The organism is Candidatus Dojkabacteria bacterium (assembly GCA_016927995.1).
Taxonomy (GTDB): domain Bacteria; phylum Patescibacteriota; class Dojkabacteria; order JAFGLO01; family JAFGLO01; genus JAFGLO01.
The window spans coordinates 31,984-57,074 of sequence record JAFGLO010000008.1 but is presented as its reverse complement, the minus strand read 5'-3'; the positions used below and the strand labels follow the sequence as shown (position 1 = coordinate 57,074).

At 37.6% G+C, this 25,091-nt stretch carries 28 protein-coding genes and 1 tRNA gene; 20 read left to right on the top strand and 9 right to left on the bottom strand.

Features of this window, described 5'->3' with window-relative positions; genetic code table 11:
* Nucleotides 1-21: 21 nt before the first annotated feature.
* Nucleotides 22-1,545, bottom strand: coding sequence for a PAS domain S-box protein (locus JW962_02525; protein ID MBN1374187.1), 1,524 nt, complete (start codon nucleotides 1,543-1,545; stop codon nucleotides 22-24).
* Nucleotides 1,546-1,728: 183 nt separating this feature from the next.
* Here JW962_02525 and JW962_02520 point away from each other — a divergent pair, with 183 nt between their 5' ends.
* The 10 genes from JW962_02520 (at nucleotide 1,729) to JW962_02475 (ending at nucleotide 9,081) form a co-directional block, all read left to right on the top strand.
* Complete coding sequence (locus tag JW962_02520; GenBank protein ID MBN1374186.1) at nucleotides 1,729-2,010, top strand: membrane protein insertion efficiency factor YidD; 282 nt, start codon at nucleotides 1,729-1,731, stop codon at nucleotides 2,008-2,010.
* A gap of 63 nt (nucleotides 2,011-2,073) precedes the next feature.
* Nucleotides 2,074-2,937: a tyrosine-type recombinase/integrase gene (locus JW962_02515; protein ID MBN1374185.1), complete on the top strand. Its 864-nt coding sequence runs from the start codon at nucleotides 2,074-2,076 to the stop codon at nucleotides 2,935-2,937.
* A gap of 19 nt (nucleotides 2,938-2,956) precedes the next feature.
* Nucleotides 2,957-3,331: a hypothetical protein gene (locus JW962_02510; GenBank protein MBN1374184.1), complete on the top strand. Its 375-nt coding sequence runs from the start codon at nucleotides 2,957-2,959 to the stop codon at nucleotides 3,329-3,331.
* 75 nt (nucleotides 3,332-3,406) lie between these two features.
* Nucleotides 3,407-4,723: an aspartate--tRNA(Asn) ligase gene (gene aspS / locus JW962_02505; protein ID MBN1374183.1), complete on the top strand. Its 1,317-nt coding sequence runs from the start codon at nucleotides 3,407-3,409 to the stop codon at nucleotides 4,721-4,723.
* Nucleotides 4,724-5,075: 352 nt separating this feature from the next.
* Entirely contained in the window at nucleotides 5,076-6,746 is a 1,671-nt protein-coding gene (locus JW962_02500) for a DNA primase (GenBank protein ID MBN1374182.1), read from the top strand.
* A gap of 50 nt (nucleotides 6,747-6,796) precedes the next feature.
* A complete protein-coding gene (locus tag JW962_02495; protein ID MBN1374181.1) occupies nucleotides 6,797-7,150 on the top strand; it encodes a hypothetical protein in 354 nt (117 codons plus the stop codon).
* 99 nt (nucleotides 7,151-7,249) lie between these two features.
* Nucleotides 7,250-7,597: a hypothetical protein gene (locus JW962_02490; GenBank protein MBN1374180.1), complete on the top strand. Its 348-nt coding sequence runs from the start codon at nucleotides 7,250-7,252 to the stop codon at nucleotides 7,595-7,597.
* A gap of 17 nt (nucleotides 7,598-7,614) precedes the next feature.
* Entirely contained in the window at nucleotides 7,615-7,920 is a 306-nt protein-coding gene (locus JW962_02485) for a hypothetical protein (GenBank protein MBN1374179.1), read from the top strand.
* 68 nt (nucleotides 7,921-7,988) lie between these two features.
* Entirely contained in the window at nucleotides 7,989-8,531 is a 543-nt protein-coding gene (locus JW962_02480) for a hypothetical protein (protein MBN1374178.1), read from the top strand.
* 1 nt (nucleotide 8,532) lies between these two features.
* Nucleotides 8,533-9,081 (top strand): hypothetical protein, encoded by a 549-nt coding sequence (locus tag JW962_02475; protein MBN1374177.1) that lies wholly within the window; start codon nucleotides 8,533-8,535, stop codon nucleotides 9,079-9,081.
* 77 nt (nucleotides 9,082-9,158) lie between these two features.
* Here the strand turns inward: JW962_02475 and JW962_02470 are convergent, their stop codons facing one another.
* The 4 genes from JW962_02470 to JW962_02455 all read right to left on the bottom strand — a co-directional run bounded on the left by JW962_02470 (nucleotide 9,159) and on the right by JW962_02455 (nucleotide 13,236).
* Nucleotides 9,159-9,599, bottom strand: a complete 441-nt coding sequence (locus tag JW962_02470) for a hypothetical protein (GenBank protein MBN1374176.1) — start codon at nucleotides 9,597-9,599, stop codon at nucleotides 9,159-9,161.
* A 78-nt stretch (nucleotides 9,600-9,677) separates the two neighbouring features.
* Nucleotides 9,678-11,465, bottom strand: a complete 1,788-nt coding sequence (locus JW962_02465) for an ATP-binding cassette domain-containing protein (GenBank protein MBN1374175.1) — start codon at nucleotides 11,463-11,465, stop codon at nucleotides 9,678-9,680.
* 21 nt (nucleotides 11,466-11,486) lie between these two features.
* Nucleotides 11,487-12,287, bottom strand: coding sequence for a ribosomal RNA small subunit methyltransferase A (gene rsmA / locus JW962_02460; protein MBN1374174.1), 801 nt, complete (start codon nucleotides 12,285-12,287; stop codon nucleotides 11,487-11,489).
* Between the two features lie 4 nt (nucleotides 12,288-12,291).
* Nucleotides 12,292-13,236 carry a methyltransferase domain-containing protein gene (locus tag JW962_02455; GenBank protein MBN1374173.1) on the bottom strand — a complete coding sequence of 315 codons (945 nt, stop codon included), beginning with the start codon at nucleotides 13,234-13,236 and terminating at the stop codon, nucleotides 12,292-12,294.
* Nucleotides 13,237-13,606: 370 nt separating this feature from the next.
* Here JW962_02455 and metG point away from each other — a divergent pair, with 370 nt between their 5' ends.
* The 5 genes from metG (at nucleotide 13,607) to JW962_02430 (ending at nucleotide 19,277) form a co-directional block, all read left to right on the top strand.
* Entirely contained in the window at nucleotides 13,607-15,349 is a 1,743-nt protein-coding gene (metG, locus tag JW962_02450) for a methionine--tRNA ligase (protein MBN1374172.1), read from the top strand.
* A 20-nt stretch (nucleotides 15,350-15,369) separates the two neighbouring features.
* Nucleotides 15,370-16,095, top strand: coding sequence for an HAD-IA family hydrolase (locus JW962_02445; protein ID MBN1374171.1), 726 nt, complete (start codon nucleotides 15,370-15,372; stop codon nucleotides 16,093-16,095).
* A gap of 77 nt (nucleotides 16,096-16,172) precedes the next feature.
* Nucleotides 16,173-17,006 carry a hypothetical protein gene (locus tag JW962_02440; GenBank protein MBN1374170.1) on the top strand — a complete coding sequence of 278 codons (834 nt, stop codon included), beginning with the start codon at nucleotides 16,173-16,175 and terminating at the stop codon, nucleotides 17,004-17,006.
* 27 nt (nucleotides 17,007-17,033) lie between these two features.
* A complete protein-coding gene (locus JW962_02435; protein ID MBN1374169.1) occupies nucleotides 17,034-17,897 on the top strand; it encodes a hypothetical protein in 864 nt (287 codons plus the stop codon).
* Between the two features lie 51 nt (nucleotides 17,898-17,948).
* On the top strand, nucleotides 17,949-19,277 hold the full coding sequence (locus JW962_02430) for an AAA family ATPase (GenBank protein ID MBN1374168.1): 1,329 nt from the start codon (nucleotides 17,949-17,951) through the stop codon (nucleotides 19,275-19,277).
* On the opposite strand, the gene JW962_02425 is transcribed toward JW962_02430, so the two are convergent.
* Nucleotides 19,274-20,173 (bottom strand): hypothetical protein, encoded by a 900-nt coding sequence (locus tag JW962_02425; GenBank protein MBN1374167.1) that lies wholly within the window; start codon nucleotides 20,171-20,173, stop codon nucleotides 19,274-19,276. The two genes, JW962_02430 and JW962_02425, sit on opposite strands and share 4 nt — an antisense overlap.
* Before the next feature lie 137 nt (nucleotides 20,174-20,310).
* Between JW962_02425 and JW962_02420 the strand changes: the two genes are divergently transcribed.
* The 4 genes from JW962_02420 to JW962_02405 all read left to right on the top strand — a co-directional run bounded on the left by JW962_02420 (nucleotide 20,311) and on the right by JW962_02405 (nucleotide 21,987).
* Nucleotides 20,311-21,048 (top strand): hypothetical protein, encoded by a 738-nt coding sequence (locus tag JW962_02420; GenBank protein ID MBN1374166.1) that lies wholly within the window; start codon nucleotides 20,311-20,313, stop codon nucleotides 21,046-21,048.
* Between the two features lie 111 nt (nucleotides 21,049-21,159).
* Nucleotides 21,160-21,324, top strand: coding sequence for a hypothetical protein (locus JW962_02415; GenBank protein ID MBN1374165.1), 165 nt, complete (start codon nucleotides 21,160-21,162; stop codon nucleotides 21,322-21,324).
* A 58-nt stretch (nucleotides 21,325-21,382) separates the two neighbouring features.
* Nucleotides 21,383-21,889: a hypothetical protein gene (locus tag JW962_02410; protein ID MBN1374164.1), complete on the top strand. Its 507-nt coding sequence runs from the start codon at nucleotides 21,383-21,385 to the stop codon at nucleotides 21,887-21,889.
* 24 nt (nucleotides 21,890-21,913) lie between these two features.
* A tRNA-Ile gene (locus tag JW962_02405) sits at nucleotides 21,914-21,987 on the top strand.
* A gap of 188 nt (nucleotides 21,988-22,175) precedes the next feature.
* On the opposite strand, the gene JW962_02400 is transcribed toward JW962_02405, so the two are convergent.
* Both JW962_02400 and JW962_02395 read right to left on the bottom strand, forming a co-directional pair.
* A complete protein-coding gene (locus tag JW962_02400; protein MBN1374163.1) occupies nucleotides 22,176-22,400 on the bottom strand; it encodes a DUF167 domain-containing protein in 225 nt (74 codons plus the stop codon).
* A 189-nt stretch (nucleotides 22,401-22,589) separates the two neighbouring features.
* Nucleotides 22,590-22,994, bottom strand: coding sequence for an Hsp20/alpha crystallin family protein (locus tag JW962_02395; GenBank protein ID MBN1374162.1), 405 nt, complete (start codon nucleotides 22,992-22,994; stop codon nucleotides 22,590-22,592).
* A gap of 114 nt (nucleotides 22,995-23,108) precedes the next feature.
* On the opposite strand from JW962_02395, the gene JW962_02390 reads away from it, so the two are divergent.
* Nucleotides 23,109-24,377: a hypothetical protein gene (locus JW962_02390; protein MBN1374161.1), complete on the top strand. Its 1,269-nt coding sequence runs from the start codon at nucleotides 23,109-23,111 to the stop codon at nucleotides 24,375-24,377.
* On the opposite strand, the gene JW962_02385 is transcribed toward JW962_02390, so the two are convergent.
* Entirely contained in the window at nucleotides 24,364-25,047 is a 684-nt protein-coding gene (locus tag JW962_02385; protein MBN1374160.1) for a glucosaminidase domain-containing protein, read from the bottom strand. The two genes, JW962_02390 and JW962_02385, sit on opposite strands and share 14 nt — an antisense overlap.
* Nucleotides 25,048-25,091: the final 44 nt, after the last annotated feature.

Below are 25,091 nucleotides of genomic sequence, written 5' to 3'. Positions count from 1 at the left end.
CACGTGGAAACTCAGTTTACCTTAAGTTGTCGGTTCCGTTTGAGGAATATATATAGTAAATGTTGTTCCGTGTCCTTCTTTGCTTTCAACGAAGATTCTCCAACCCATAGCAATACACGCAAGCTGTACTGTTGCAAGCCCAATACCTCTACCACTAATATCTCCAACATTACTAGCTCTGGTAAGTCTATTAAAAATATGACCAAGCTCGGTTTCAGGAATGCCAATACCTGTGTCGGCTACAGAGATTTGGATTTCATCCGGTGCCGACGTGGCACTTATTACAACATCTCTCCTTCCTTCTTTGACTGCAGTATATTTGATAGCGTTAATAATAAGATTTTCCATAACAACCAAGGCAAGAGACCGGTTTGCAAGAATATTGTGATTCAGGAACTCAATAGGTGAAAAAGTTACGTTAACATTATTACAAACTGCAGTTCCATTAAGGCCTGCTCTTACCCGCTCAAGGAGTTCAACAATACTGATCTGTCCCATCTCGAAATTTCTTTCTGTCAGAAGGTCAATATATGTCATCAAAGAGGAAAGAGCGATTTCCATTCGTTCCAAAGAAACTTGTAACTGACCTACGGTCTCCGGCACAGTGTCTTGGTCTGTATCCGGAAGCATTAAAAGGTCAAGACCTAATTTAATTAGACCAATCAGATTTCTTACATCATGCGCCCAACTTTGTGAAGCCATATTTATGTTCCTTAACACATCTTCGGCTCCAACACCTTCGGCTTGTTTGTAACGTGTAACGTCAACAAAGATTGATAGAATCCTCGGTTGACCCGAAATTACGATTGGAACGGTACATAGCCACACGGTTAGAGGAACTCCATCGGATCTAATTATTTCCGTTTCAATAAGAGGAATCATATTTTCACCCGAAACCATATGTTCAATAATTATTTGAGAGAACTCATCATCCTGAGGAAAAATCGTTGTCAATGACCGACCAGATATATCTCCGGCATCACATCCAACCAGGCTTCCAAAGGCGCTGTTGTAACAACTGATAGATACTTCATCATCCGTTGGTTCCAATATAACTGCAGGAAAAGAAAGCTTCGAAACAATATCCGAAAGCATTGCCTCTATATATGCCCGTGTATCAACGGTATCAATGGTAATCGCAATCCTGTCGGCATCTCTACCAAGTAACGCAACACTAACCCATTGCCATCCAGAACCATTACAATTAGAAGTTACCGTAACCGGAATTAACAAGGAAGAAGGCACACAACCACTACCGCCGTCACAGGGATACAGAAATTCTTGCAATCTAGGATGACAAATTCCTTTATATTGTTCCGGAATAAGGTCAAATAAGTTTAAAGGAGGAGGGCTTATGTCTGTATCTGGGTCCGTATTACCTGCATCCATGGCTAAATTAATAGCCAAAATCCTTCCGACTTCTTCTCCAAGATCAATAATATCTCCGGAAGGGCCTAGAACTGCCAACTTGGGCGCTACTCGCGCATATATCCATTCAACTCCTTGCAACGCTTCGGTTTGTAAGGGACAACCTGCTCTTTCCATAAAAACAAAGTTATATTAGACTGTTTATGTAATTCGGACAACACGTCCGGTGTGGTATAATAAATGTTTGATCATACCGGTCACTTATGTTATTAGTTTGTACAATCTTTTATTACAGGGTGTTAATCAAAATCGGTCTCAGCCCAAAATGTTAACAACCCCTGACAACAAAAGAGGTTAATTATGCGCAATTTAGTAATAAAAACGATAGCACTATACCAGAAAACACTATCGTTTGACCATGCAATATGGGCAAATCCTGACAGGTTCAGAGTTTGCATATATCAACCAAGCTGTTCAGAGTACACCAAGATTGCCGTAGAACGATTTGGAACTATTCGTGGATTATGGATGGGATTTCTAAGGGTTTTAAGCTGTAATCCCTTTAACAGACCTGCATTTGACCCCGTACCCGATAAACCTTATTGGGTTAGGGCAATAATTAAAAAAAGGGATAAAAAATAAAGAGGTTGCACCTACAGGTTTTCAATGCTATAATCAAAAATAAATTATCTATTATACGACAACGTGATTAGATACGACGAAGCCCTTAAACTACTCGAAGAGCACTTAGTTCAGAAGAATCGTTCCAAGTACACAATACAATCTTATATCAACGATCTAAGACAACTTGTAGCATATCTAGGTTCTCGAGATTATGACGCAATTGAAAAAGTTCCGCTTGACGTTCTAAACGACTTTAAAACTCACCTTAATACTCAAAAATATTCCGTCAAGAGTATTTCAAGGAAGGTAAACAGTGTTCGATTATTGTTTAGGTTCTTAAACAAACAAGGGCTTATTCCGGAAAACACAGCTAAGGATCTTTCTCATCCCAAATTTAGAAATGCACCTCCACGTGTACTGTCACAAACTGAATATCGTGCAATTCGTGATGCAAGCGCAAGCGACACAAAACTTTACAGTATAATCGAAATACTGTTACAGACTGGACTTAGGGTAGGTGAATTAGTCCGATTAAAGGTCTCGGATTTTAAAGACTCTTCACCCAAGCCATCTCTATTTATTGACAAGTACCAAAGTCAACCCGAAAGAAATGTTCAACTGAACAACAAATCCTATACTGCACTAAAAAGGTGGCTGTCGGTAAGACCTGAGGTAAATAGTGACTATATCTACATTACCCGTACGGCGAAACCAATAATTGTTCGTAATCTTAGAACTTCACTGCTTCGTATTTTCAAAAAGGCCGGCGTAGAAAACGCCACCGTCAACGATTTAAGAAACACTTATATTGCTTATTGTCTTGCAAACAAAGTTCCAAAAGAAAAAGTTGCAGAGATTGTTGGACACAAGAACCTCTCAACAACCGATCGATACAAAAATTTAATGCAGGTTGAGGAACCAAAGGCAAAGGACATTGAACTGTAAAGTACGTTATAATTAGAGTATGAAACTGCCAAAACTTGTACTTACAATTCTACTTACACTCTTTTCTGTATATTTCTTTTACCAAACTTATGTTGTAATCATAGAATTAGGTTATAAGCGCACAATTCAGTCGGAAGTAACAGCATATGCAGATAAAAAACGATACGAATATTTACAAATTATGCTACAAGAAAAGGAGATACTTTCAGATAACTTAGAATTTGTTGAAAGGGAGGCACGAACGAGACTGGATTATTCAAAACCGGGAGAGATTGTGGTGTACTTTCCGGGGAAGCCCGAAAACTCTCTCAAGGAAATTGAAGCTTCAACTGATACCCCAATTGAGGAATTCATTTTCACTTGGTTGTCTGTACTTTATCCGTTTGATTATTAGTTGTTGATTATCTCATTACACACTCTTTTACCGTATTACTGTATAATAAATAACATAAACTAAATCTCTATAACTATGAGACTTCGCAGTCTTAACGAATTTTCCTCAAATATTGATAAAACTATTACCGTTCGAGGATGGCTAAATGACTTTAGAGACATTGGAAAGATTGCTTTTGCTACACTTAGATTTGACAATAATTTAATTCAACTTGTTTTGGATAAGAGAGATGTCGTGTCTGAATTAACTAACATCTACGCAGGATCTGTACTTGAGGTTGAAGGTATACTTAAGAAATCAAACTCCCGTGACTATACTTACGAAATTGTTAACCCAACCGTTAAAATATTAGTTAAAGTCAAGGAACCTCCACCGGTTGAATATTATAAAAAAGATCTGGATATAAATCTGGATACCGATCTTGACCACAGATCACTTACCCTTAGAAACGAAAAACACAGGGCAATTTTTAAGACCCAGGCGGGGATTCTAAGAGCATTCTCGGAATCACTAATCAGACAGGGATTTATTCAGTTTAGAGCACCTGTTTTACTTGGAGTACCTTCGGAAAGTGGGGCGGATGTTTTTGAAGTCAAATATTATGACAAAAAGGCATACTTGGCACAAAGCCCACAGATTCACAAACAAATAATGGTTGGCGTTTTTGGAAAGGTCTTTACAATTGCATCGGCCTTCAGGGCAGAAAAGCACAATACAAGTCGACATATAATGGAACTAACCCAACTCGATGCTGAAATGGGCTTTATTGATAGCTATGATGAGATCCTAGATGTTGCAGAGCAAACCGTACGTGATATTATTAAATATCTTGAGGAAAACCATAGTGCCGATATAAAAACTTGTGGAGTTACGCTTCCATTACTTCCCAAAGATAAATTCCCAAGAATTAAAGTCAAAGAAATACACAAGTTAATCGAAAAAGAAACAGGAAAAAGTAGTAAACGTGAAGAACTTGATCTTGACCCGGAGGATGAGAAGTTTTTAGGGGAGTGGAGTAAAAAGAATTACAGTTCAGATTTTGTTTGGGTTCTAAACTTCAAGAAAAATAAAAATTTCTATACCTGGAATAATCCCGACGATCCGGATGAATCATTAAGTTATGACCTTGTTTGTAGGGGACTGGAGTGGTTATCAGGAACCCATAGAATTCACGAATATGATAAATTGATTGCCAATATGAAGGAAAAAGGGCTCACACTTGAAAAATATCCTCATTACCTTGAGGCTTTCAAGTATGGAATACCTGCTGAGGGTGGATTCTCATTTGGACTCGAGCGAATGACAATGCAGATCTTCGAACTTAAAAACATTCGAGAGGCTACACTTTTCCCAAGTGACTTGAAACGTGTTGCCGGTCAATCGATTAAATAATTCATGTAATAGATCTTCAGCTCTCCGGAGATTACTTCACTGATTTACTGCGCAAGCTTCTGTCGATTCCTATGTTCGAAGTGAACCCTTTATCTGTTTTTCCCTTATTGTTAAAGCTTGCCACTTCTCTCATAGGTATCTTCCGGAGGATTACTTCACTATTTCACTGCTTACTACTTCACTGTTTAAGCTTCCGTTGATTCCTATGTTCGAAGTGAACCCTTTGTCTGTTTTTCCCTTATTGTTAAAGCTTGCCACTTCTCTCATAGGTATCTTCCGGAGAGTATTATTTCACTACTTTACTGCTTTACTGGCATTGTTTATGTAAAGTGGTGTAGTGTAAAATAGAAATATGGATATTGCTAATCAAATAAAAGAGTCAATTGATATTGTCGATTACATTGGACGTATTGTTCCACTTACTCAAAGAGGTCGAAACTACTTTGGGCTTTGTCCTTTCCATTCAGAGAAAACTCCATCATTTTCCGTTAATCCCGACATGCAAATATTTAAATGTTTTGGCTGTGGCGAAAGTGGTGATTTGATATCTTTCGTACAAAAGTATCAACACGTTGACTTCCCTGAAGCACTTGAAATTTTGGCGCCCGAGGCGGGTGTCGATATTAGCAAGTTTAAGTACTCTGACCCGGAGGCCTCTTCAAAAAAGAAACTATATGATCTTTATTTTCGTGTTGCCGATTTCTATCACAAGGTACTTTTATCAAAACATGGGATTAAGGCTCAAAAGTATCTTGCCGACAGGGGATTCTCTAAAACTGTCTGGAAAAACTTTAATATTGGATATGCACCCAAAGAAAATAATTTTCTTACATCGCGACTAAAAGAGAAGTATACTTCAAAAGAAATTCTTGAATCCGGACTTACAAAACCAGGACAGCTTTCCGACAAATTCTATGACAGAGTTATTTTCCCACTAAAAGACACACGGGGTAGAGTAGTCGGTTTTAGTGCAAGAATAATAGACAGATTCGACAAGCGTCCCAAATATTTGAACTCCCCCGAGACCCCAATATTTAAAAAACGTGACAATTTATTTGGACTTTATGAAGCCTCTCAAAGTATTATTAAAAAAGACTTTGTACTTCTTGTTGAGGGACAAACCGATGTAATCTCATCCCATTCTACCGGAGTAAAAAATATTGTTGCTCCGTTGGGAACAAGCCTAACCGAGAATCAACTTTTGTCAATAAAAAAATATACCGATAATCTATACGTTGCATTTGATTCCGATTTGGCCGGTCAGAAAGCTTTGATTCGAACTGCCGATATTGCGCATAAAAAGGGATTCTCAGTGTCCGCTGTCAATATCCCTTATGGAAAGGATATTGACGAATGTATTAAGAAAGACCCTAAACTTTATATTTCAGCCATAAAATCAGCAAAAAACGTTATTGAATACCTGCTTAACAAACTTCCTACGGAGACAATAGCCCAGAAAAAAAGAGTACTTTCACTACTTGTAAAGCTCATAACCGGAGTAACTGATCCTGTAACCAAGCGTAGTTATATTGACACTGTTTCAGATTTTTTTGAACTTACTTCTGAAACGATTGAAAATTTAACCAAATCTACCTTAAAAGAAGATTTCACCGAAACAATAAACGAAGTTGTTCATAAGAATAAGGGAATCATGGAACGAGAAAAATATTATCTGGCAATCTTAATCCAGGTAAAAACACTTAGAAAGAAATCAAACTTTGTAAAACCATCAAGCCTTCAAACACCCGTTTTACAAAAAATTCTTGCACACATCGTCAAAGCCGGAATAAAAACGACTCCACCCGAAAAGCTTGAATCTACCTGGAAACTTCTTAAGGTTTATCTTCTTCCAAGTGACGACCTTACTATTCTTGAAGCCGATCTTAAAAGATTGGTAAAAGAAATAAAAATTCGAAAAATTCAGTCCCAAATAACTACATTGAAAACTGGGTTACAAGGCAGAGAGACAACAAAGGCCTTTAACCGATTAATAAAACGCCTAGCACTATTGAAAAATGAATAGTTTCGAGTTATAATTACCATATAATATGGCATAATGTAAACATATAAGTAATGGATAAAACAGCAGAGGCAATGTTGGCTCAAATCCTTGGAGGTGCTCTTAACTTCACAAAGTTTGATACCCTTGAGGATGCCATAAAAAGTCTCTTACGACTTGGAACATTAGCGGCTGCTTTAGTTGCTGTTGTTATGCTTATATACGGCGGGCTTGCCTATATCATTAGCACGGGTGACTCCCAAAAAACAGAAAAAGCCCAAAACACAATTATTTATTCGTTGGTTGGACTTGTTATTGTTGGTCTTGCTTGGCTCCTTGTGGAATTCATACTTAAGGTCCTAGGAATTGAAGGCGATCTTTTTAACGAGGTAGAGTCAGACATTGTTGCCTCACTTATCCGGCGATAATCTGTTTACGGAAAATTCAGTTCGACCCAAAATAGCCACTTGAAATATATATGAGTCTTATATATAATAGATTTGTAATATAACATAACATATTGTGTAATGAATAACTTACCCCTAGTATTAATTGGAACCCTTTCAGGAGACCTTAACTTCACAAGATTTCCCACTCTAGACCTTGCCATATCCGGTCTTCTAAACATTGGAACATTGGCAGCTGCTTTAGTTGCTGTTGCCGTACTTGTCTATGGTGGTGTTATGTATATTACCAGTACAGGTGACTCTCAAAAAACAGAAAAAGCTCAAAACACAATTATTTATGCTTTGGTTGGACTTGTTATTGTTGGTCTTGCTTGGCTTTTGGTTGGATTTATCCTAAAGGCACTTGGAATTACTGGAACCAGCCTTCAAGAAGCCGTAGAAGAGACAGTAGCAATATTTATTAGGTAATTCTATCTAAGACAAAAATGCAGCTTGGATTTTCTTCTATTGTAAGTGCTGACGTTACGAGTCTTGCGGAACTTCTAGATTTTATACCAAGGATTGTCTCTTTTATCTGGCCACTTATTGGAATCCTTTTGTTTGGAATGTTTGTATATGGCGGATTCATGTGGGCAATTGCCGGAGGCAACCCCCAAAACGTTCAAAAAGCTCGAAACATTATCCTGTGGGCGGTAATCGGAACCGTTGTTGCATTTGGTTCAGTTATAATAATGAATATATTTGGAAGTGTTTTAGGTGTCCCTAATCTTACCACCATAAGAATCTTTTAGATTTGTCCTTCCCTTAAAGACTTGCTATACTTTTGTTATATAGTTCGAATAGTTTTTTTATTGACTTCATGAAAAGATTAACAGTTAACACATTATCGGCAGCCTTATATCCGGCGGCATTTATGATAATTGGAAAAATCGGAGGATTATATATTGCAAATAGTATCTTCGGCTATACTTTTAGCATAACAAACGAAATACAAAAAATATTTTCCCTTCAGATTACCTATCAAACCGCCGAACAGGCAACAAAAATCAATAATATATCAACAGTTACAATGCTACTAGTACTCCTAATCGGACTTTCTATTCAACTTATTAGAGCATACTTTTTCCACAACACACATCCTGCTCCACGAACACTTGTAAAACTTGCCGAGCTTAATTTTTTTGAGATCATAGGAGACTCTTACAATATTTACGTTAATCTTTTTGTATGGCTTTTATATTATTGGATTGCACAAGTGCTTGTAATTGTTGATTTTGTCACGGGTAGACTATCACTTTATGTTTTGGCTTCAGGTTTTGTTTCCGCAATACTTTGCACTTGGCTTGCATTCAGAGATGTAGAAAACGAGATCTCTGAAAAAACTAATTTTTATAAAGATTAATATGACAAAAACAAAGGAGATTACTCAAACAATTCTTGGTTTACTTGCTATTCCGGTTTTGGTCCTCATAGTCGGAGCACCTGCATTAATTACAGCGAATCTTTCTCCTGTTTCATCGGACGAATCTTCTAATGACAAATCGGTATTGGGACTACAAAGATATCGAGGAAAAGATTTCGAAATTGCCATTTCGGATGGCAACGTAGACGCAATGACATATGATGCAATTACAAATACTTACAACCTTAACATCTCCTCCGATGACACATTTGTTCACTTTAAAAGGGACGACGTAATAACAATCACAAATCAATCATCGGATTGGAAAGAGGTACGTATTGATCCACAACTTAAACAGGTTCCAAATGGAGTCGAAATTGCTCTCACAATGGGATCCACAAGTTATGTACTTGTCGATTCCGGCAAAAATATTTATCCTGCGGTTGTTACACTGGCCCCCAACGAGGTAATAACACTTGGATTCAGAATGGACGCAGAAGAAACTATTAACTATGCAGTCAACGTAGTTCTTAGCTTAAAGGTTTATTAAATCTATTGAAAAAAAGGCCCCAACCGACAACTCTTAAGACAAAGTCCGATCTATCCTAGATTTTACTCTTATGGGTTTTACTGTCTAATATAGCTTGGATCATATCCGGCTCGCTTTAATTCCTCTTTTAACTGCTGTAAAGAGTCATTGGATATACTTGAGTCTCCGGATGTACTGTTTTGCGGAGGGGTAGGGTTATCTGTTTTCTCCGGGGTATTTGAGTCAATATTGGTCACACCGGATTCAGTTACGGCATCACTTGCTACGGTCGCCTGTGGGATATCTTTTGATTCGGAAACAGGTGAATCTTCAATAACTCTAACGTTATCGGGTCTGGGAACATCCACTTTTTCCGAATCGGGAACCTCGGACTTATCTGAAGCAATAAGTTTAGCAACCACTTTACCTCTACGTTTAACAAAGACAGTTAGTCCCTGATAAAATACCCTATTAACAAGATCACCCATGTTTTGCCTTAAATCGATTGCATTGACGACAACGTAGTTAGAATCACTCATTTTGGAAATAAAACAACTTAATTGATAACTTGGGCATTAACCGATTATACCAAAACAACCAAATGACACAAGTGTATATTACCCCCAAATGGAAGACTTGGTAGACTTAGTAATTTCTTTTAGTTTACCTCCCGACAAAAGAAATACCCTATCGAAGTATTTTAAAATTCCATCATCTTCATCAATCACAATCACAAGCTTATTTTTCCAATACTCTGAAAGTCTTCTCATTATCTTTCGCTTTGTATCTGAGTCGATATAGGTAAACGCCTCATCAAGAAGAAAAATCGCGCCGTCACCATATACAGCCCGAGCCAATGCTATTCTTTGCCAATGACCGGAAGGAATTTCGATACCGTCGTCATTAATTTTCCCAAGCAGTGTCTGATCACTAATATTGCTTTCCTCCATCCATTCATCCAAAAGCGTTACTTCCAAAGCCTTTTTATATTTTTGAACACTAAAGGGTTTCCCGATATCACCAAGCATTATATTGTCTCTAATAGAGTAGTAGTACCGGCCAAAGTCATCAAACACAGCCGATATTGAATTCTTTAACTCGCCGGGTGCAAAGTCTTTTATTGACGTCCCATTAATTTGAATATCACCGGTCTTTATTTTATACAATCCCGTTAGAACTTTTATAATTGAGCTTTTACCCGAACCATCTTTACCAAGAAATAATATTTTTTCATTGGGTTGGGTACTAAAATTAACCCTTTGTAAAACCTCCTTGTCGGAGTTGGGATAATTAAACGAAAAATCGACTAGCGAAAGGCTCAAGTTTTTGGTTGGCATTTTTCTGTTTCCAGTGCTTTGTTCATGCATTGTTGGAAGATTTTCTAAATCATAAAAATACTCGAGATAACCATTTAAAGTAAAAAACCCAACCAACTGTAAGAATAATGTGTTTGCCTTATTCCAGAAATAATCAAGAAACCCAAACAGATAGATACCGTTGGAAACAGATAGCCTTGCTGTGATTGTTTGAACGATTACTTTTATTTGATAAAAGAACAAACACCCCATTGAGAAAAGGTTAAACACAAGCCGTAAGAACGATCTTTTACCGGCAAATTTCAAGTATCGGCTCCCAATATTTTCCATTGTATCAATGTATTTTCGCTTGAAAAGTTTAAAAATTCCGTCAACTCGCTTCTCTTCTACAGACCTTGTATCCAAAAGCGTTGTTAATGAATAATCACTTATAACGTTATCAACGGTATCTTGATCTATTCTCTTTTGATCTACTGCCGCAAGTATTATTAACAAAATGCCTTCAGGAATTACAAAAGCAAGAATTATAAAAAACCACGTAGGGTTATGTTGCCAAATTATTAAGCCTGTAGCTATAAATCCAAATAAAGAGCTGATAAGATCTCTTGTTGTTATATAGAACTCGTCGAATTTATAATACCAGTTGTTTCTAACTTTGTTTAAAAGATCAAGGAAATTGGTTGATTCTACCTCCTCTAGGTTTAATCGGGAGAATTTTTCTGCCAAATCTATATTAAATAATTTCCAAGAATCGGTATAAAATTTGTCTGAAATTACCTCTATAATGTAATTTCTAACTCTATTAACCAAACTTAAAGCGATTTTTATAAGACCATATCTAAGCGCATTAGTCCCTAACACAAAGCCGAGTATCTCCTGCCAGTTATCAAAAGAGACTTTGGGAACTTCAATAACCAACTCCACAAGTGAGGCAACAAACGAACCCGTAATAAACGTATCTAGGACTTCCGTTGCAATCTGAACAATGTTACAAAAGAAAAAAATTACAGGTGAAGCCTTTCCGTATTTAAGGAGCTTCTTAAATGAAAACAGATATACCTTTATATATTTTTTAAATCTATTGACCATTGATTATTTAACTGTTTCAACTTAATTCAAATTACCACACTTTTTATACAGGGTAACCAGAGTTGTTAAATCAACTTCCTCAACACGCTTATTCTCCAATCTAAATTTACTTATCAACTCATCGGCTACGGTAGTCGAAAACATCTTTTTGAGTGAATTTCTTATCACCTTACGCTTAAACTGATAAAGGGTTCGCACAAATTTTAAAAAGTCAATCTGTTCCGTAACCGAATCTATTAGCGGATCCTTTCTTGTGATTTTTATTACTGCGCTTGTGACCTTGGGCATTGGTGTGAAATTTTCCTTGGGAATTGTAAACATATATTCACAGGTTGCGACAAGAGAGACTACACGACTTAAGAAGGCCGCATTAGGTATCGCCGAACAGTAATCTTCGGCAACCTCCTTTTGAATGATAAAGGCACCTTTCTTAAAACCCTTTTCCTCATAAAGTAGGGAAAACAGGATTTTCTTCGATACATTGTATGGAAGAGAGCTTATGTATAAAAGAGACGTGTTGTCGGGATCATTTACAAGCTGGCTTATCTCTTCTTCCGCGGAAAAATAGTCTTTATTTATTATAGTTAGATTAGACAGGCTTTGTCTGTTAGCTTTATTTGTCAGCCGTTGCGCTAATAAATCATCTTTTTCAATTGCAATAACTTTTTTACAGCGAGGTAATAGTCTAAACGTAACAGCTCCTTTTCCCGGACCAATCTCAATAAACGTGTCGATTGGGGTAGGTGCAAGTACATCAATGAATCGAAAAATAACCTTGGTATCGTTTAAAAAATTTTGGCCAAGTGATTTTTTAGTTCTCATCGTTTTAATTTTGGGGCCATCTAAAATCCCATACTCCGTCCCATAACTTATAGACCTGCTTGCAATCTAAACATTGAACCGACTCTGCCTTGAACTCCAATTCACCTTTACACCTTGGACAAACAAGAATCTCTTTTATGTTTGACCCCTCATAATAATTATCGCCGGTTCCTTTAAAAAGTTTTAAAAATACGCTAGGTGTCCAAAGAAATATACTGGAAATATACTGGAATACTCTCTCAAATATAAGCATAAGCCATAATGGAAGATGACTTTTTATAAAATCACTTCGAAGTATTGAAACTCCACGAATCGCTGAAATTATAAACTTAGTATGAGAAAGTGTTTCTTTAATGAAAGGAAGATCGTAGTTTAGAAATATGCTCTTTTGACCGGGCTTAACACCTTGGGTAACCCCATCGGATTCCGGTACAAATGGTCCCGGGGCATTTAATCTGTTTGCAAACTCTTTACTACGAATGGCTTTGATTCTGTTTTTCAGGTGACGCTTGTTTGCAAATTCCAAGATAAACTCGCTGTCGGCGCTCATTATCCGCTCAAGCTCTTTTACTGCAGCCGGCTGATTGTCTAAGTGGTGAAGTACTCGTATCATCTGACCACCCTGAAAGGTTGAATTACGAAAGGGAAGGTTGTAAACATTGGCTGCTATTAGTGATACTTTGTCTCCCAGCTGTTCTTTCGCCTGCTTTAATGCAACAACTGAATAGTCTACTATAACGGAGTTCATGTATTTTTCTGAATAAGTATCGTATAACCGACCAAATGATCCACCTACATCGATAAACCATCCTTTCTTCGGTTTCCCTGCTTGCAGGCACGTCAATGCTAAAACTTCTGCCCGATGTTCATACTGTCGTCCTTGCCAATACGTTGAATAGTCATATTTATTGTCATCGTAGACAGCTAGTCTTGGTCTTTTTTCTTTCATAAGCCAATTATATAACACATAACATAAAACATGTAGGGACAGGTCTAGACCGACATTGATATCGGGGAACCATTATCTGATGGTCGATTCCCGAAACGGGTGTGTAGGTGTGTATAAAGATCGACAAAATTACACATTGTAACTTAACTCAATCTGTATAAAACATTGTTCCCCATAGCCCCGAAAGGTTATAGCCTTTCCAAATCAGCCTTTAATTCACAATACGGTAAACACCGGAAATTAAGCAGTACCTAACACCTACACCAAGTATAGACCATCAGTTGGGGATCCTTGATTTGAGATATCATCTATGTTTACAATTGTGGGTGTCGGTCTAGACCTGTCCCTACGGAAAACGTATAATATTCACATGAATAAGAAAATTTACATAGGGGTGGCTTGGCCATACGTAAACGGTGATCTGCATGTAGGTCACCTGGCCGGTTACCTATTACCTGCCGACGTACAAGCCAAGTACCACAAACTTTGTGGTGATGACGTTCTAATGATATCCGGTTCGGACTGCCATGGCACCCCGATAACAGTCCAAGCAGACAAAGAAGATAAAACACCCGCCGAAGTAGTGGCCGAATATCACCCCAAAGACGTAGCATTGTTTAAGCAGTACGGATTATCATACAATCTATATACTCAGACAACAACACCAAATCACGCAGAAGTTACACAACAACTATTTTTAGACCTTTTAGAAAACAACTATATAGAGAAGGGAACATCCCTCCAATACTATTCCAAAGCCGATGACAAGTTTTTGCCTGACAGGTACATAGAAGGCGAGTGCCCACATTGTCACGCAAAGGAACAGCGAAGCGACCAATGCGAGGCTTGTGGTCGGATGCTTGATCAAGGCGAGCTTATAGATCCTGTAAGCAAAATCTCAAAATCACCTGTAACCCTCAAGGAGAGCGAGCAATATTTTCTGGATCTTTCAAAACTGTCAAAGGAAATAAAAGAAAATCTAGACAAAAACAAAGAAAACTTGCGTACCTGGGTATACGCAGAGGCAATAGGTTGGATCAAGGAGGGCCTGCAAAAACGCGCAATAACAAGAGATCTTGATTGGGGTGTACCCATTCCTGAGGAAAAAATTCCAAAAGAAAAAAGATTATCTTCCTTTAAAGGCAAACGATTTTACGTATGGTTCGATGCAGTAATCGGTTATTTAAGCGGAAGCATAGAGTGGTCAAAACGTATAGAAAACAATGATCAATCAGGTGAGATCATCTTTCAAATGCAAAAAGGCCAAGCAACAAAATGGGAAGATTGGTGGTTTAACAACAACTCAAGGCATTACTACTTTATGGGTCAAGATAATTTAGTCTTTCATACGATCTTGTGGCCCGGAATTCTTATTGGATCAAAAAGGAACTATACTCTTCCAAATGCGGTAGTAGTTAACAAATTTTTAAACTATGAAGGCAAGAAATTTAGCAAAAGTCGAAACTGGATAATTGATTCTGCTGAAATAGCAGATAACTACGGCGTAGACCCTGTCCGCTTTTACCTTCTAAGAAATTCCCCCGAGAACAAACAAGGTAATTTTACATGGACCGATTTCGAGGCAACCGTCAATAACGAGCTTTCAGCAAAATTTGGTAACTTTGTTCACAGAACATTAACGTTTATCAATTCAAAGTTCGAAGGAAACATACATAAAGGACTCATTCCATTGGAGGTCAAATCAAAAATCCAAAACACCTTCGAAAATACGGCAGCACTTCTAGGTAACAGTAAGCAAGCCGCTGCACTTTCCGAAATTATGGCACTTGTCGATTTTGCAAACCAGTATTTCGACCAAAGTAAAGTCTGGGAAGTTGTTAAAACAGAATCACAAAAAGCACAAGCAATCCTATCCAACTGCCTTGTATTAATTGCCAATCTAAGACGACTTTTTTATCCATTTATAACCAACACCTCCCAAGTCATTTCAAAATATCTTATGATAGATGAAATTACACCTAAGATCGGAAAACTTCTATGGGAATATTCGGATGAGTTTAACCCTACAATAAAAATTGAAAACAATATTTCTCCACTTTTTTCAAAAATCGAAGTTTCCCCAAAGGTACAAGAAATCCCATCTAACCCCTAAATAAGTTTGATATTACACCAATGAAAAAGGCTGTTCTCTGGGACTTAGATAATACTCTCTATGACTACGATATTGCGCACAATAAATCGATCGCCGCCATATACAATATAGTTAGTAAAGAATACAACGTATCTAAAAACATATTCCAACAATTATATGAACTTTCCAGAAGAGAGATCCACATAGAACTTGAAGGCACAGCCAGCTCACACAACAGGATTCTTTATTTTCAACGAATATTCGAACACTTACGCAACCAAACCAATTCTTTCACACCTATTTCTGCGGAATTTATTTTGTCACTTTATGACAACTACTGGGATGTCTATTTTGACAACATGATCCTTTTCCCAAATGCGAAAGAAATACTAGAACAACTAAGGATTCACAAAATTAAAATGGCTATTGTTTCAGATTTAACAACAAGTATTCAGTTAAGAAAACTAAAAAGGCTTGGTATTGCCAGTTATTTTGATGAAATTATCACAAGTGAAGAAACAGGTAGTGATAAACCAAGCTCAATAATGTTTCTTAAAGCCCTTCACAAACTTAACACACTCCCTCAAGATGCCTTAATGATCGGTGACAACGCCCATACAGACATAGAAGGTGCAAACGCTGTAAATATTGAAACGGTATTGTTTATAAAACCAGGCAACCATTCAATAAATGATACAGAAGAAGGATATCGAAAAGCTAAATACGTGATAAATAATTTAATCGAAGTTTCGGATATTGCAAAATAACATTAACCACAATTTACCTACCAAAACAACTATGATAAACTTTAGCTATATATCTTAAATAAGTTCAACTTAAAAAAATGAAGAAATCTTCACTTTTTGTTGGAATCGAAATCGCGGTAATTTTGGGCCTTTTGATTGTTGGCGGCGGCGGTTTTGCTATCTGGTACTTTTTTCTGAGGGTAACCCCCGAGACGGCACTGAGCAAACTTAACGACAAACTCGAAACAATTAACAGTGCAGAATTCTTAGTAAAGCGAAGTCACTTTATTGAATCAAAATATCTCGAAGATGGGACCGAACGCACATATAAATCCGAGCTTATACTAAGCCAACTTGCAAAGGATGACTACAAAAACAAAAAGGCATATATCGATCTCGACGCAAGTCTTACAACAAATGATGAAACCGAAACACTCAAAGGGGAAGTCTATATTGAAGACAGTACCTTTTATTCAAAAACCGACGACGAGACAATCTTTGGTAAAAATGAACTTGGTGATGTTTCGCAAATTCTCTATGAAAACGAGGCCGGACTCGAAAAATACTTTCAGGAAACTTGGCTTGGAACATTCCTTCATGCCGTAAAAGATAACACAGACAAATTCACATTTATACAAAAGGAAGATCACAATGGAGTTCGAACTTATAAGTATGAAACCACCGACAAGGAGCTAATAGAAGCCGTTATCTCAGAGAAGTTATCAGAAATTGTATCGGGAGAAGATTCAGATGTATCTGCCAAACTTACACTTTGGATTGGAACCAATGGGATGCCCGTTGAAATCTACGTTGAAGTTTCCTCCGAAATTGACTTTGATGATGGTCAATATTCAAATTCCAAACTTATTTTCAATATTGTTGCAAGTGGTATTAATAAAACCAACGTCACAATTCCTGAAGGAGTTAAATAATGAACTTTTAAATTTTAAAAAACATTAATGAACAAAAAAACACTAACCGTCGTTGCACTCATTGGAATATTTCTGCTTTGTACTGCTTCTGCTACTGGCTTAGCTATTTGGTACTTTGTATTTAGGTCTACTCCGAAAAAGGCATTAGCCAATATACCAACTCAACTAGAAAAAATTGAAACCCTAAAAGGCAGCTCCGAAGCTTACAACTCCCTTAAATCGGAACTTAGTAACGGAACCGAACTTTACCTGACATACGAAAATACAACTAGTCTCGAAATAGAAGAGGACGTAACACACAAAATGGCTTATATTGTTTTAACTGCAAATGACAAAAATGAAACTAACGATCCCGATGAACTAGTGTATGACAATGATTACAATTCTGAAATCTACATTGAGGATACTGATTTCTATGTAAAGAATGAGGGCGAGGATGCTTTTACAGAAAACAACCTTGGATATATTAATAACGCTGTAACCGTTGAAGAAGAAACCCTTACTAACTGGTTCGATGACAGATGGGAAATTTGGGAATCAATTTCGGAAATTGATATAGAAGACATGGAAGTATCAACTGTTGAACTAGACGGCAAAAAGGTTTACAAATTTGTTGTTACAGATGTAGACGTAATCAATGATCTTTCGGATGACTATGACATTTATTATATGAAAGAGTATTTCGAATCTGGCGGAATGGAAGCCATTGTAACAGCAGAGCTTACATTTTGGCTATTAAAGGATGGAACTCCTTGTCAACGCGATCTGAACGTAGAGACAATAGGAACTCAAGAGGAGGATGGAGTTTCATATAAAATGACTTACAAATCAGTATCAACCTCAAAAATATTAGAAACAAATGTTTCTGTTGACGTTGAAATTCCTGAATAAGATCTAAAGTACAATTGATCTTCGCACCGAAATCAAGTAGACTTTATTAATATGTATGACACTGCCCAACAAACACAAGCAATAATAGAAGAGATCGAAGAATTAAAGAAAGCTTCGGCTACACCAACCATTCCGGAAAAACTTAAAGATCGAATCTCCCGAATGATTGAACGACTTGAGCGTATGGCCCGTTTTGGTAGCTATTCGGCAGAATTTGAAGTCGTTTCAAAATATATCGAACAAATAAACTCTATTCCCTGGACAATCTTTACAAAAGATACCATTGACCTTACAGCCGCCAAACAACTTATGGACAAAAATCACCATGGGATGGAAGGGGTTAAACAAATGATTCTGGACTATTTAGCTGTAATGAAACTAAAGGAAAGTTATCAATCACCGCAACAAACAAATACACCTGTTACAGATACTCAAGTATTGACACAAGCGCAAGTCAGCCAAGAAACGCCTCCGTCATTACAACAGTCAGATCCTTGGTCTGCTGCCCAACCGATCCAGCAGGAAGTTGCATGGCGTAAAACTCAACTAACTATCCCAGCCCAACAATCGTTTGATTCCGTTAACAATGAGATGCCGAGTTCGCAGACCAGTTCCCGAATTGACGAATCTAAGCTAAAAGGTGCATCCGGCAATGCTCCAATACTTTGTTTTGTAGGACTACAGGGTGTTGGAAAAACCACAATGGCAAAATCAATTGCTCAAGCACTTGGTCGAAAGTTTACTCGTATACCCATGGGCGCACTTGGAAGTGTGTCCGAGCTTCGCGGCATTCCACGATCAAAGCTTGATGCAGATCCGGGTTTTATTATTAAAGCACTACAAAGAACAGGATCTATGAACCCCGTTATATTACTTGACGAGATTGACAAAACAAGTGGACACGAAGGTTTAAGAAGCGACATGATGGCAGTCTTGTTGGAAATTCTTGATCCACAACAAAACTCACATTTCGTTGACTATTACATTGACCATCCAATCGATCTTTCACAAGTATTCTTTATTACAACGGCTAATACCACCGGAACCATATCTACAGCGCTTTTGGATAGACTTGAAACAATCCGGTTTACAAGTTATTCCGACGAGGAAAAGATCGTTATCGGTAAAAACTATCTACTCCCAAGGGTATTAGAATCGCTTGGGTTAAACACCCAGCAGGTTGTATTTACTGAAGATGTGTGGCCACAAATTGTAAGACCAATCGGGTTTGATGCAGGAATCCGTCAGCTCGAACGAAACGTCACCAAAATCTGCAGACATGCTGCAAGGCAAATAGTAGAAAGTGGGGTAGCTCAAGTTACCATTAGTCCGCAAAATGTCCGTGAATATCTGCCGGTTGATGTCGCAGTGCTTAATTAGTACTTTATACTTCGCAGAATATTAATCACGTCAGTCCGATACTCCGGCTTATTCACTGAAAGCACAATATTGGCCCTAAGCCAGTTAATTGGATCACCAACAGGAATCCACTCATTTCCTGGAAAGGGAACTGCTAAAACAGTTTCTCCACGGGCAACTAAACGCTCGACAGCGTCGGTAAGCCAAAGCTCGTTATCTTTTCCTGGAATCTTCTTTAAGAGTTCCTCCATAACTGTGGGTGTAAGGATAAATCTGCAAGCATTGGCATAAAGCGACGGAGCCTCTTCCGGATTTGGTTTTTCTACAACACGTTTAACGTGAAAAGGAATTTTAGATTCACTACGTTTGAAGTATTCGTAACTCCCGTATCTTGAAATTTCGGACCTTTTAACCTTTTTAGCCGATAGAACAGCAATGGGGTCATATTTTTCATAATAATTAATTAGGTGTTGAATACAAGAGGGTTTCTTTTCGTCAGTTTTTACAATAATATCGTCACCCCACATTGCAACAAACGGCTCATCCTTTATAAATTTTCTTGCCAAAATAAAAGGAGTACCATTCCCGTATGGATCAGTGTTCTTCTGATAAAACAAAGTTATCTTGGCTTCGTGTTTGAGATTAACCCAGCTTTCCATTAGATGTTCTTTGTTTGAGTCTTTCAAAAATCGCCAAAGCGATCGCGAGTAGTTAAGGTAATTTTTAAATGTTTCAACGCCTTCACGTACAACAACAGCAATATCAGTTATTCCCGAGTCCAGTGCCTCTTCTATTACCCATTGGAGCTGAGGTTTATTCATTATGGGAACCATTTCCTTTTGGAATGCTTTTGACACCGGCAAAAACCTTGTGCCTCGGCCCGCTGCTGTTATTATTGCCTTTCTTATTTTGGTCATCGGTATAGATGTTACTATGTTATATTATTTGTGGTGCGCACAAGTATCCATCTTAAAAAGGGAATAGTCAAGGTTAAATAATTGATAAAAACGCTCATATAGTTTATAATTCTAGAAACTAATTTAATAAAACCTAAATGAATAAAAAGGTTTTAGGATTAATCGTTGTAGCATTCCTTTTGCTCGGCGGTTTAGCTCTACTTGGTGGTGGAGCATATTATTATTTGGCCATGCACAAGCCTTATAATACATTTAAAAAAGCCGTCACCGAGTTCAGTAAGCTCGAGTTTACCGGTGATGTCGACGACTTTTCCGTTAAGGTCGAAACCAAAGGAACCACGAAAACAACCATAGCCGGAGAAACATCTTCAGTTGACCTTGGCGACTCATATACAATGACTGTTGACGTCGAAAACAAAGAATACGAGCTCGAAGGAGATACTACAGAATGGGACGAGCCTGTACTTGTTGCTATTGCAGAAGAACTTAAAGGAAAATCCTTTCCTTTCGGTACAAAAGAGTTAAAGTCCGAGAAATCAACAACCGACGAATGGGTATATTCATATACAATTGTTGAAGGATCAGACAAATTCAAGGATCTTTTTAAAGATTATGAAGATGACTTTATTAATGGATTTGTATCTGGCGTTGAGGCTATCTCCAAAAATGACATAACTACAAAATTTGACTTTAGCGGAGATCTTGTCGTCACCTTTTATATAGACAAGAAAACAGAGCTTCTAAATAAAGTTGTATACGAATTTCCTTCAAAGATTAATGTCGAGCTCGTTATGACCTATATGGGCGAAGAATATGAAATCGATGCTGTAGTGGAAAACCAGAAAATTAACTATATCGTTAATTACGAGGACTAGCTTGAGAATACCTGCTTAAGGTACACGTTTCTACAGCAACCTTGGTACCTAGAATGACATGACGTCATTCTAGGTACCAGCGAATGGAAAATTCTTGTGGTATTATGAATCATGAAGAAGAGGATAAATACTGCTAAAGTAACAAAGATTTTCAAAATAGAGCGACTTCCTTATGTTAGACCTTCCACCGAAAAATTTACCAATGACACACTCAAACGACTAGTAAAAATAATAAAAGAAGGGAAGGCTCTCCGCAAGAAGTATAGAATAGATTAAACTATTTCATGATATACCTGACGGTTGCTTTGGTAATGTTTTTGTTGATACAAACTTTTTGACTCACCTTCAACAAGATCCTGATTTTCTTACCGAACTGACTCCACTAATTAAAGCCAACTCAACACACTTCTTAATAGACGAGTTTGTTCATATTGAATATGTTCGCGATACCTTCTTGCCAATGATACTTAAAACAAAGGAAGATTTTATAAAGGAAGTCCCTTTTATTAAAACAATCTTACATCCCGATATTCTAAAAAAGAAACTAAAAAACGTGATTACACTAACTCAAATGTACATACACTTTCATAAGTCCGATAAAAACAGTGTTGGTTTAGGTGATTTATTACTTGGAGCAGCCCATATGCTTTACTCCCAAACGACAACAATAATAACTAGTGATAAAACTCATTTTTGTGCTCCAATATTCGAGACAACCGGAATCTTGGTCCCAACCGCCTCAAAACGAGCTTCTGTTGACGTCTACTTTATTGTAAGGTTTTCTGAAACCTCCTATAAATCATTTTTAACGGCTCTTGAGAAATGTTCGCAAAACAAGTAAAATTATGTGCTAACCGTTAATTGTGCGCCCATAGCTCAGGTGGTTAGAGCACCGTTCTTATAAAGCGGGGGTCCTTGGTTCAAGTCCAAGTGGGCGCATATCCTTTGTAAACAGACCACAATTGCCTTTGAACTCAAGGACCTAATTCCTTAATAATCATCCTGCTTTATAATATCTCGCCTTATCGGTATCATGCGGCTCGGGTTCAAGTCCCCTCCGTAGGCGGGCAGGCAAATGGGCGCATATTCTTTGTAAACAGCCCACAATTGCCTTTGAACTCAAGGACCTAATTCCTTAATATTACTACTTCCTTTTTCCTTGAAGTTTCACCCCTTGAAATAGCAATCTGCGACTTTGCAATATTAAAGTACTTTGCCAAAAGGTCCAAAACAGCCTTATTTGCCTCGCCTTTATCGGGTGGCGCCGTTACCTTTACCTTTAAGGATCCATCGGGTTGTGGAATAACCTTATTGCAAGAGGATTTTGGAACAACTTTTATACTAAGCTTCATAAGTTAATAATAACAAAGTTAGGGTTGCATATCTACACGGTTATACAATAAACAATGCTACTGAGGTATGTCCCCCGACGGCCGTCGGGGGACAGTGGGGAGTAAGAATTAATTAACTTTTTAGTTGAGCTTTGGCACAACTTTGTTCACGTCCTGGCGAACAAAGCCCGCGTAAGGTGAAATCGCGAGCTACTCAATAATATTTATTTCTCTAGGTTTAACTTTGGCGACCTTGGGAAGTTCAACAATGAGTTCACCATTTTTGAACGTAGCCTTGGCCTTTTCGGAATCCACCTCCGTAGGAAGTGAACAAGATCTACTAAACGATCTGTTTTGGATTTCGTGCCTAAAGAACTTTTCCTGCTTATTTTCTTCCTTTGTTTCTTTTTTAACCTCACCGGAAACTACGAGTTTTGTGTTTTCAACGGTAATTTTTACATTCTCCTTATCGAAACCGGGAATCTGAATCTTTACTTCAAGAGTATCACCCTTATCGACAATATTCATAGGAGGAAGATTTTGTGGGAAATCCTCATCGTCCCACTCCCAGGGAGATATCATGCTCCAAGGGTTCCAAACCGAGATTCTATTCATAACTTTAGAAATTAAATTAAATACATCTTGGCACTCATTACGTCCGAGTGCTAACCAATTATAATAACCCTTACTCACCTTTGTCAAGTAGGTTGATAAAAGCTAAAATAGGTCATGAATATACACTTCCTATTAAAATTATCATTAATCTGTATTCTTGTTGTTTTACCTGCCGTTATTTCATATATAAAAACCAAGAATCTTAATATTGCAATTCTTTCAAGCCTTCTATTCTCACTTGGATTCAATATTGCTTACCACTTTATCTCACCTGATTCATATATAAATGGAAGGTTAATTTATTACAAAATTCCCACAATCCACATAATCGACATTCTTTGCCTTCTTATAACAATATACATCGCATTCAAGAAAAGGCTTTCAACGCCCATAGCCCTTATCCTTGTTGCGCTTTGTATACCCCTGGCGGTACATTTTTCATACCCGGCACTAAGTTATACATTAAAATATATCCTATATTTGATTACAGCTTTTTCAATATCAAACACATATTCAAAAAAAGAAATCGGAATTGCCGTTAAATTCGGATTATTTCCTATGCTTTGTTTAAACTTAATTGTAGCGCTCTATCAGGTTGTTTTCCGTCATTCGCTTGGACTAAACATAATAGGAGAGTCTATTATCGATAAAACTGCGATAGATATAGCCGCCCTGTCTATTAAGGACATATTTATCGTTAGAGGTTATGGATTTTTATCCCATCCTAACGTACTTGCCGGATTATCTTTATTCACGTTAATCATTAGTGACAAAACAACATATTCCAAAACATTTTCTTCGGTTATAAGAATTATCTGCAGTATAATTATTTGCCTAACCTTATCAAAAGCAGGAATTTTCTTACTTGTACTTTACTGGATACTAAAGCTTACTTCCAATAGATATCACGGTGTATTGTTACTTCTTCTTACACTCACAGCCACGGCAGTAATAGGGGTGGGGGTATACACAAGTGCCGATTTTGTGCGAATTAGGATAGAACAAGTCGACCAAGCCCTTTTACATTTTACTTCGAACCTTCCCAAATCACTTCTTGGCACGGGTATTACGGGATTTCTTGATCTGTCTTCTATTGACCCAATAATTCAAAAAACCGGTACATATTTTATTCAGCCAATTCACAACATATTGCTTTCGATAATTGTAGAATATGGCGTATTCTGTATAGGCTGGGGGGTATTGATAGCGGGGTTTATTTCCACTCGGTTGCAGCTTCTAAAACAAAATCCAAAGACTTTATTTACATTACTTTTTGTGATAGTTATTGGTTTGTTTGATCACTATTTTCTAACAATACCGACCGGAATATTTTTATTCTGTATGATATTGGCACTTAGTAGACCCAAGTTTATCGAACGATAGCTTTCCTGTAATATTCAAGGATATCCATATAATTCTGAACCCCATTAGCCCAGTAATGCATTCCCGTAGCACCGCAAGGTGGACAGTAAATGGCTTCCATCATTAGTGGGGTAATCTTCTTTCCATAACCTGTAGCAAGTCTTTCAGTAATATGTGAAATTGATTCGTTCCACGATGAAAATATACTATACGCACCGTTAGGACCACCTTTCCAACCCCAACCATTATAAGAATTTACAGGAATCACTTTTCCAAAACCCGATTCGACACCCATGATCGAAACCGCCAGTCTCCAATCATTACCGTTTTTATCAGCCTCTTGCACGAAAACTTCTGCGTATTCCGCAACCGGAGATCCATACTGAGTTAAAAGCATCTCAATTGCCCTAACACGGGGATCAACGCTCTGCTCACCGGCAGATAGAACGTATCCACCAAAGCTCCAACCAATATCAGACATTTGATTATCAAAAGGTAAATTCATATCCTGCATAAGCGGCTCCAAAGTGTATCCACTTGCAGAACTCCCAAGTACCGGATCATTTGTTAATACAAAGGGAATAAATTCATTAATAATGCTAGGAAAAAGCACAAAGGAAAGAATAAAAACCCATAAAACGGTTCCCAAAATCCAACCATATTTTTTTGCAAATTCCCAAAGCTTTCTCATACCCTAGAATAGCATCAAATATCAGAAATTAAAAGAAAGTGGTA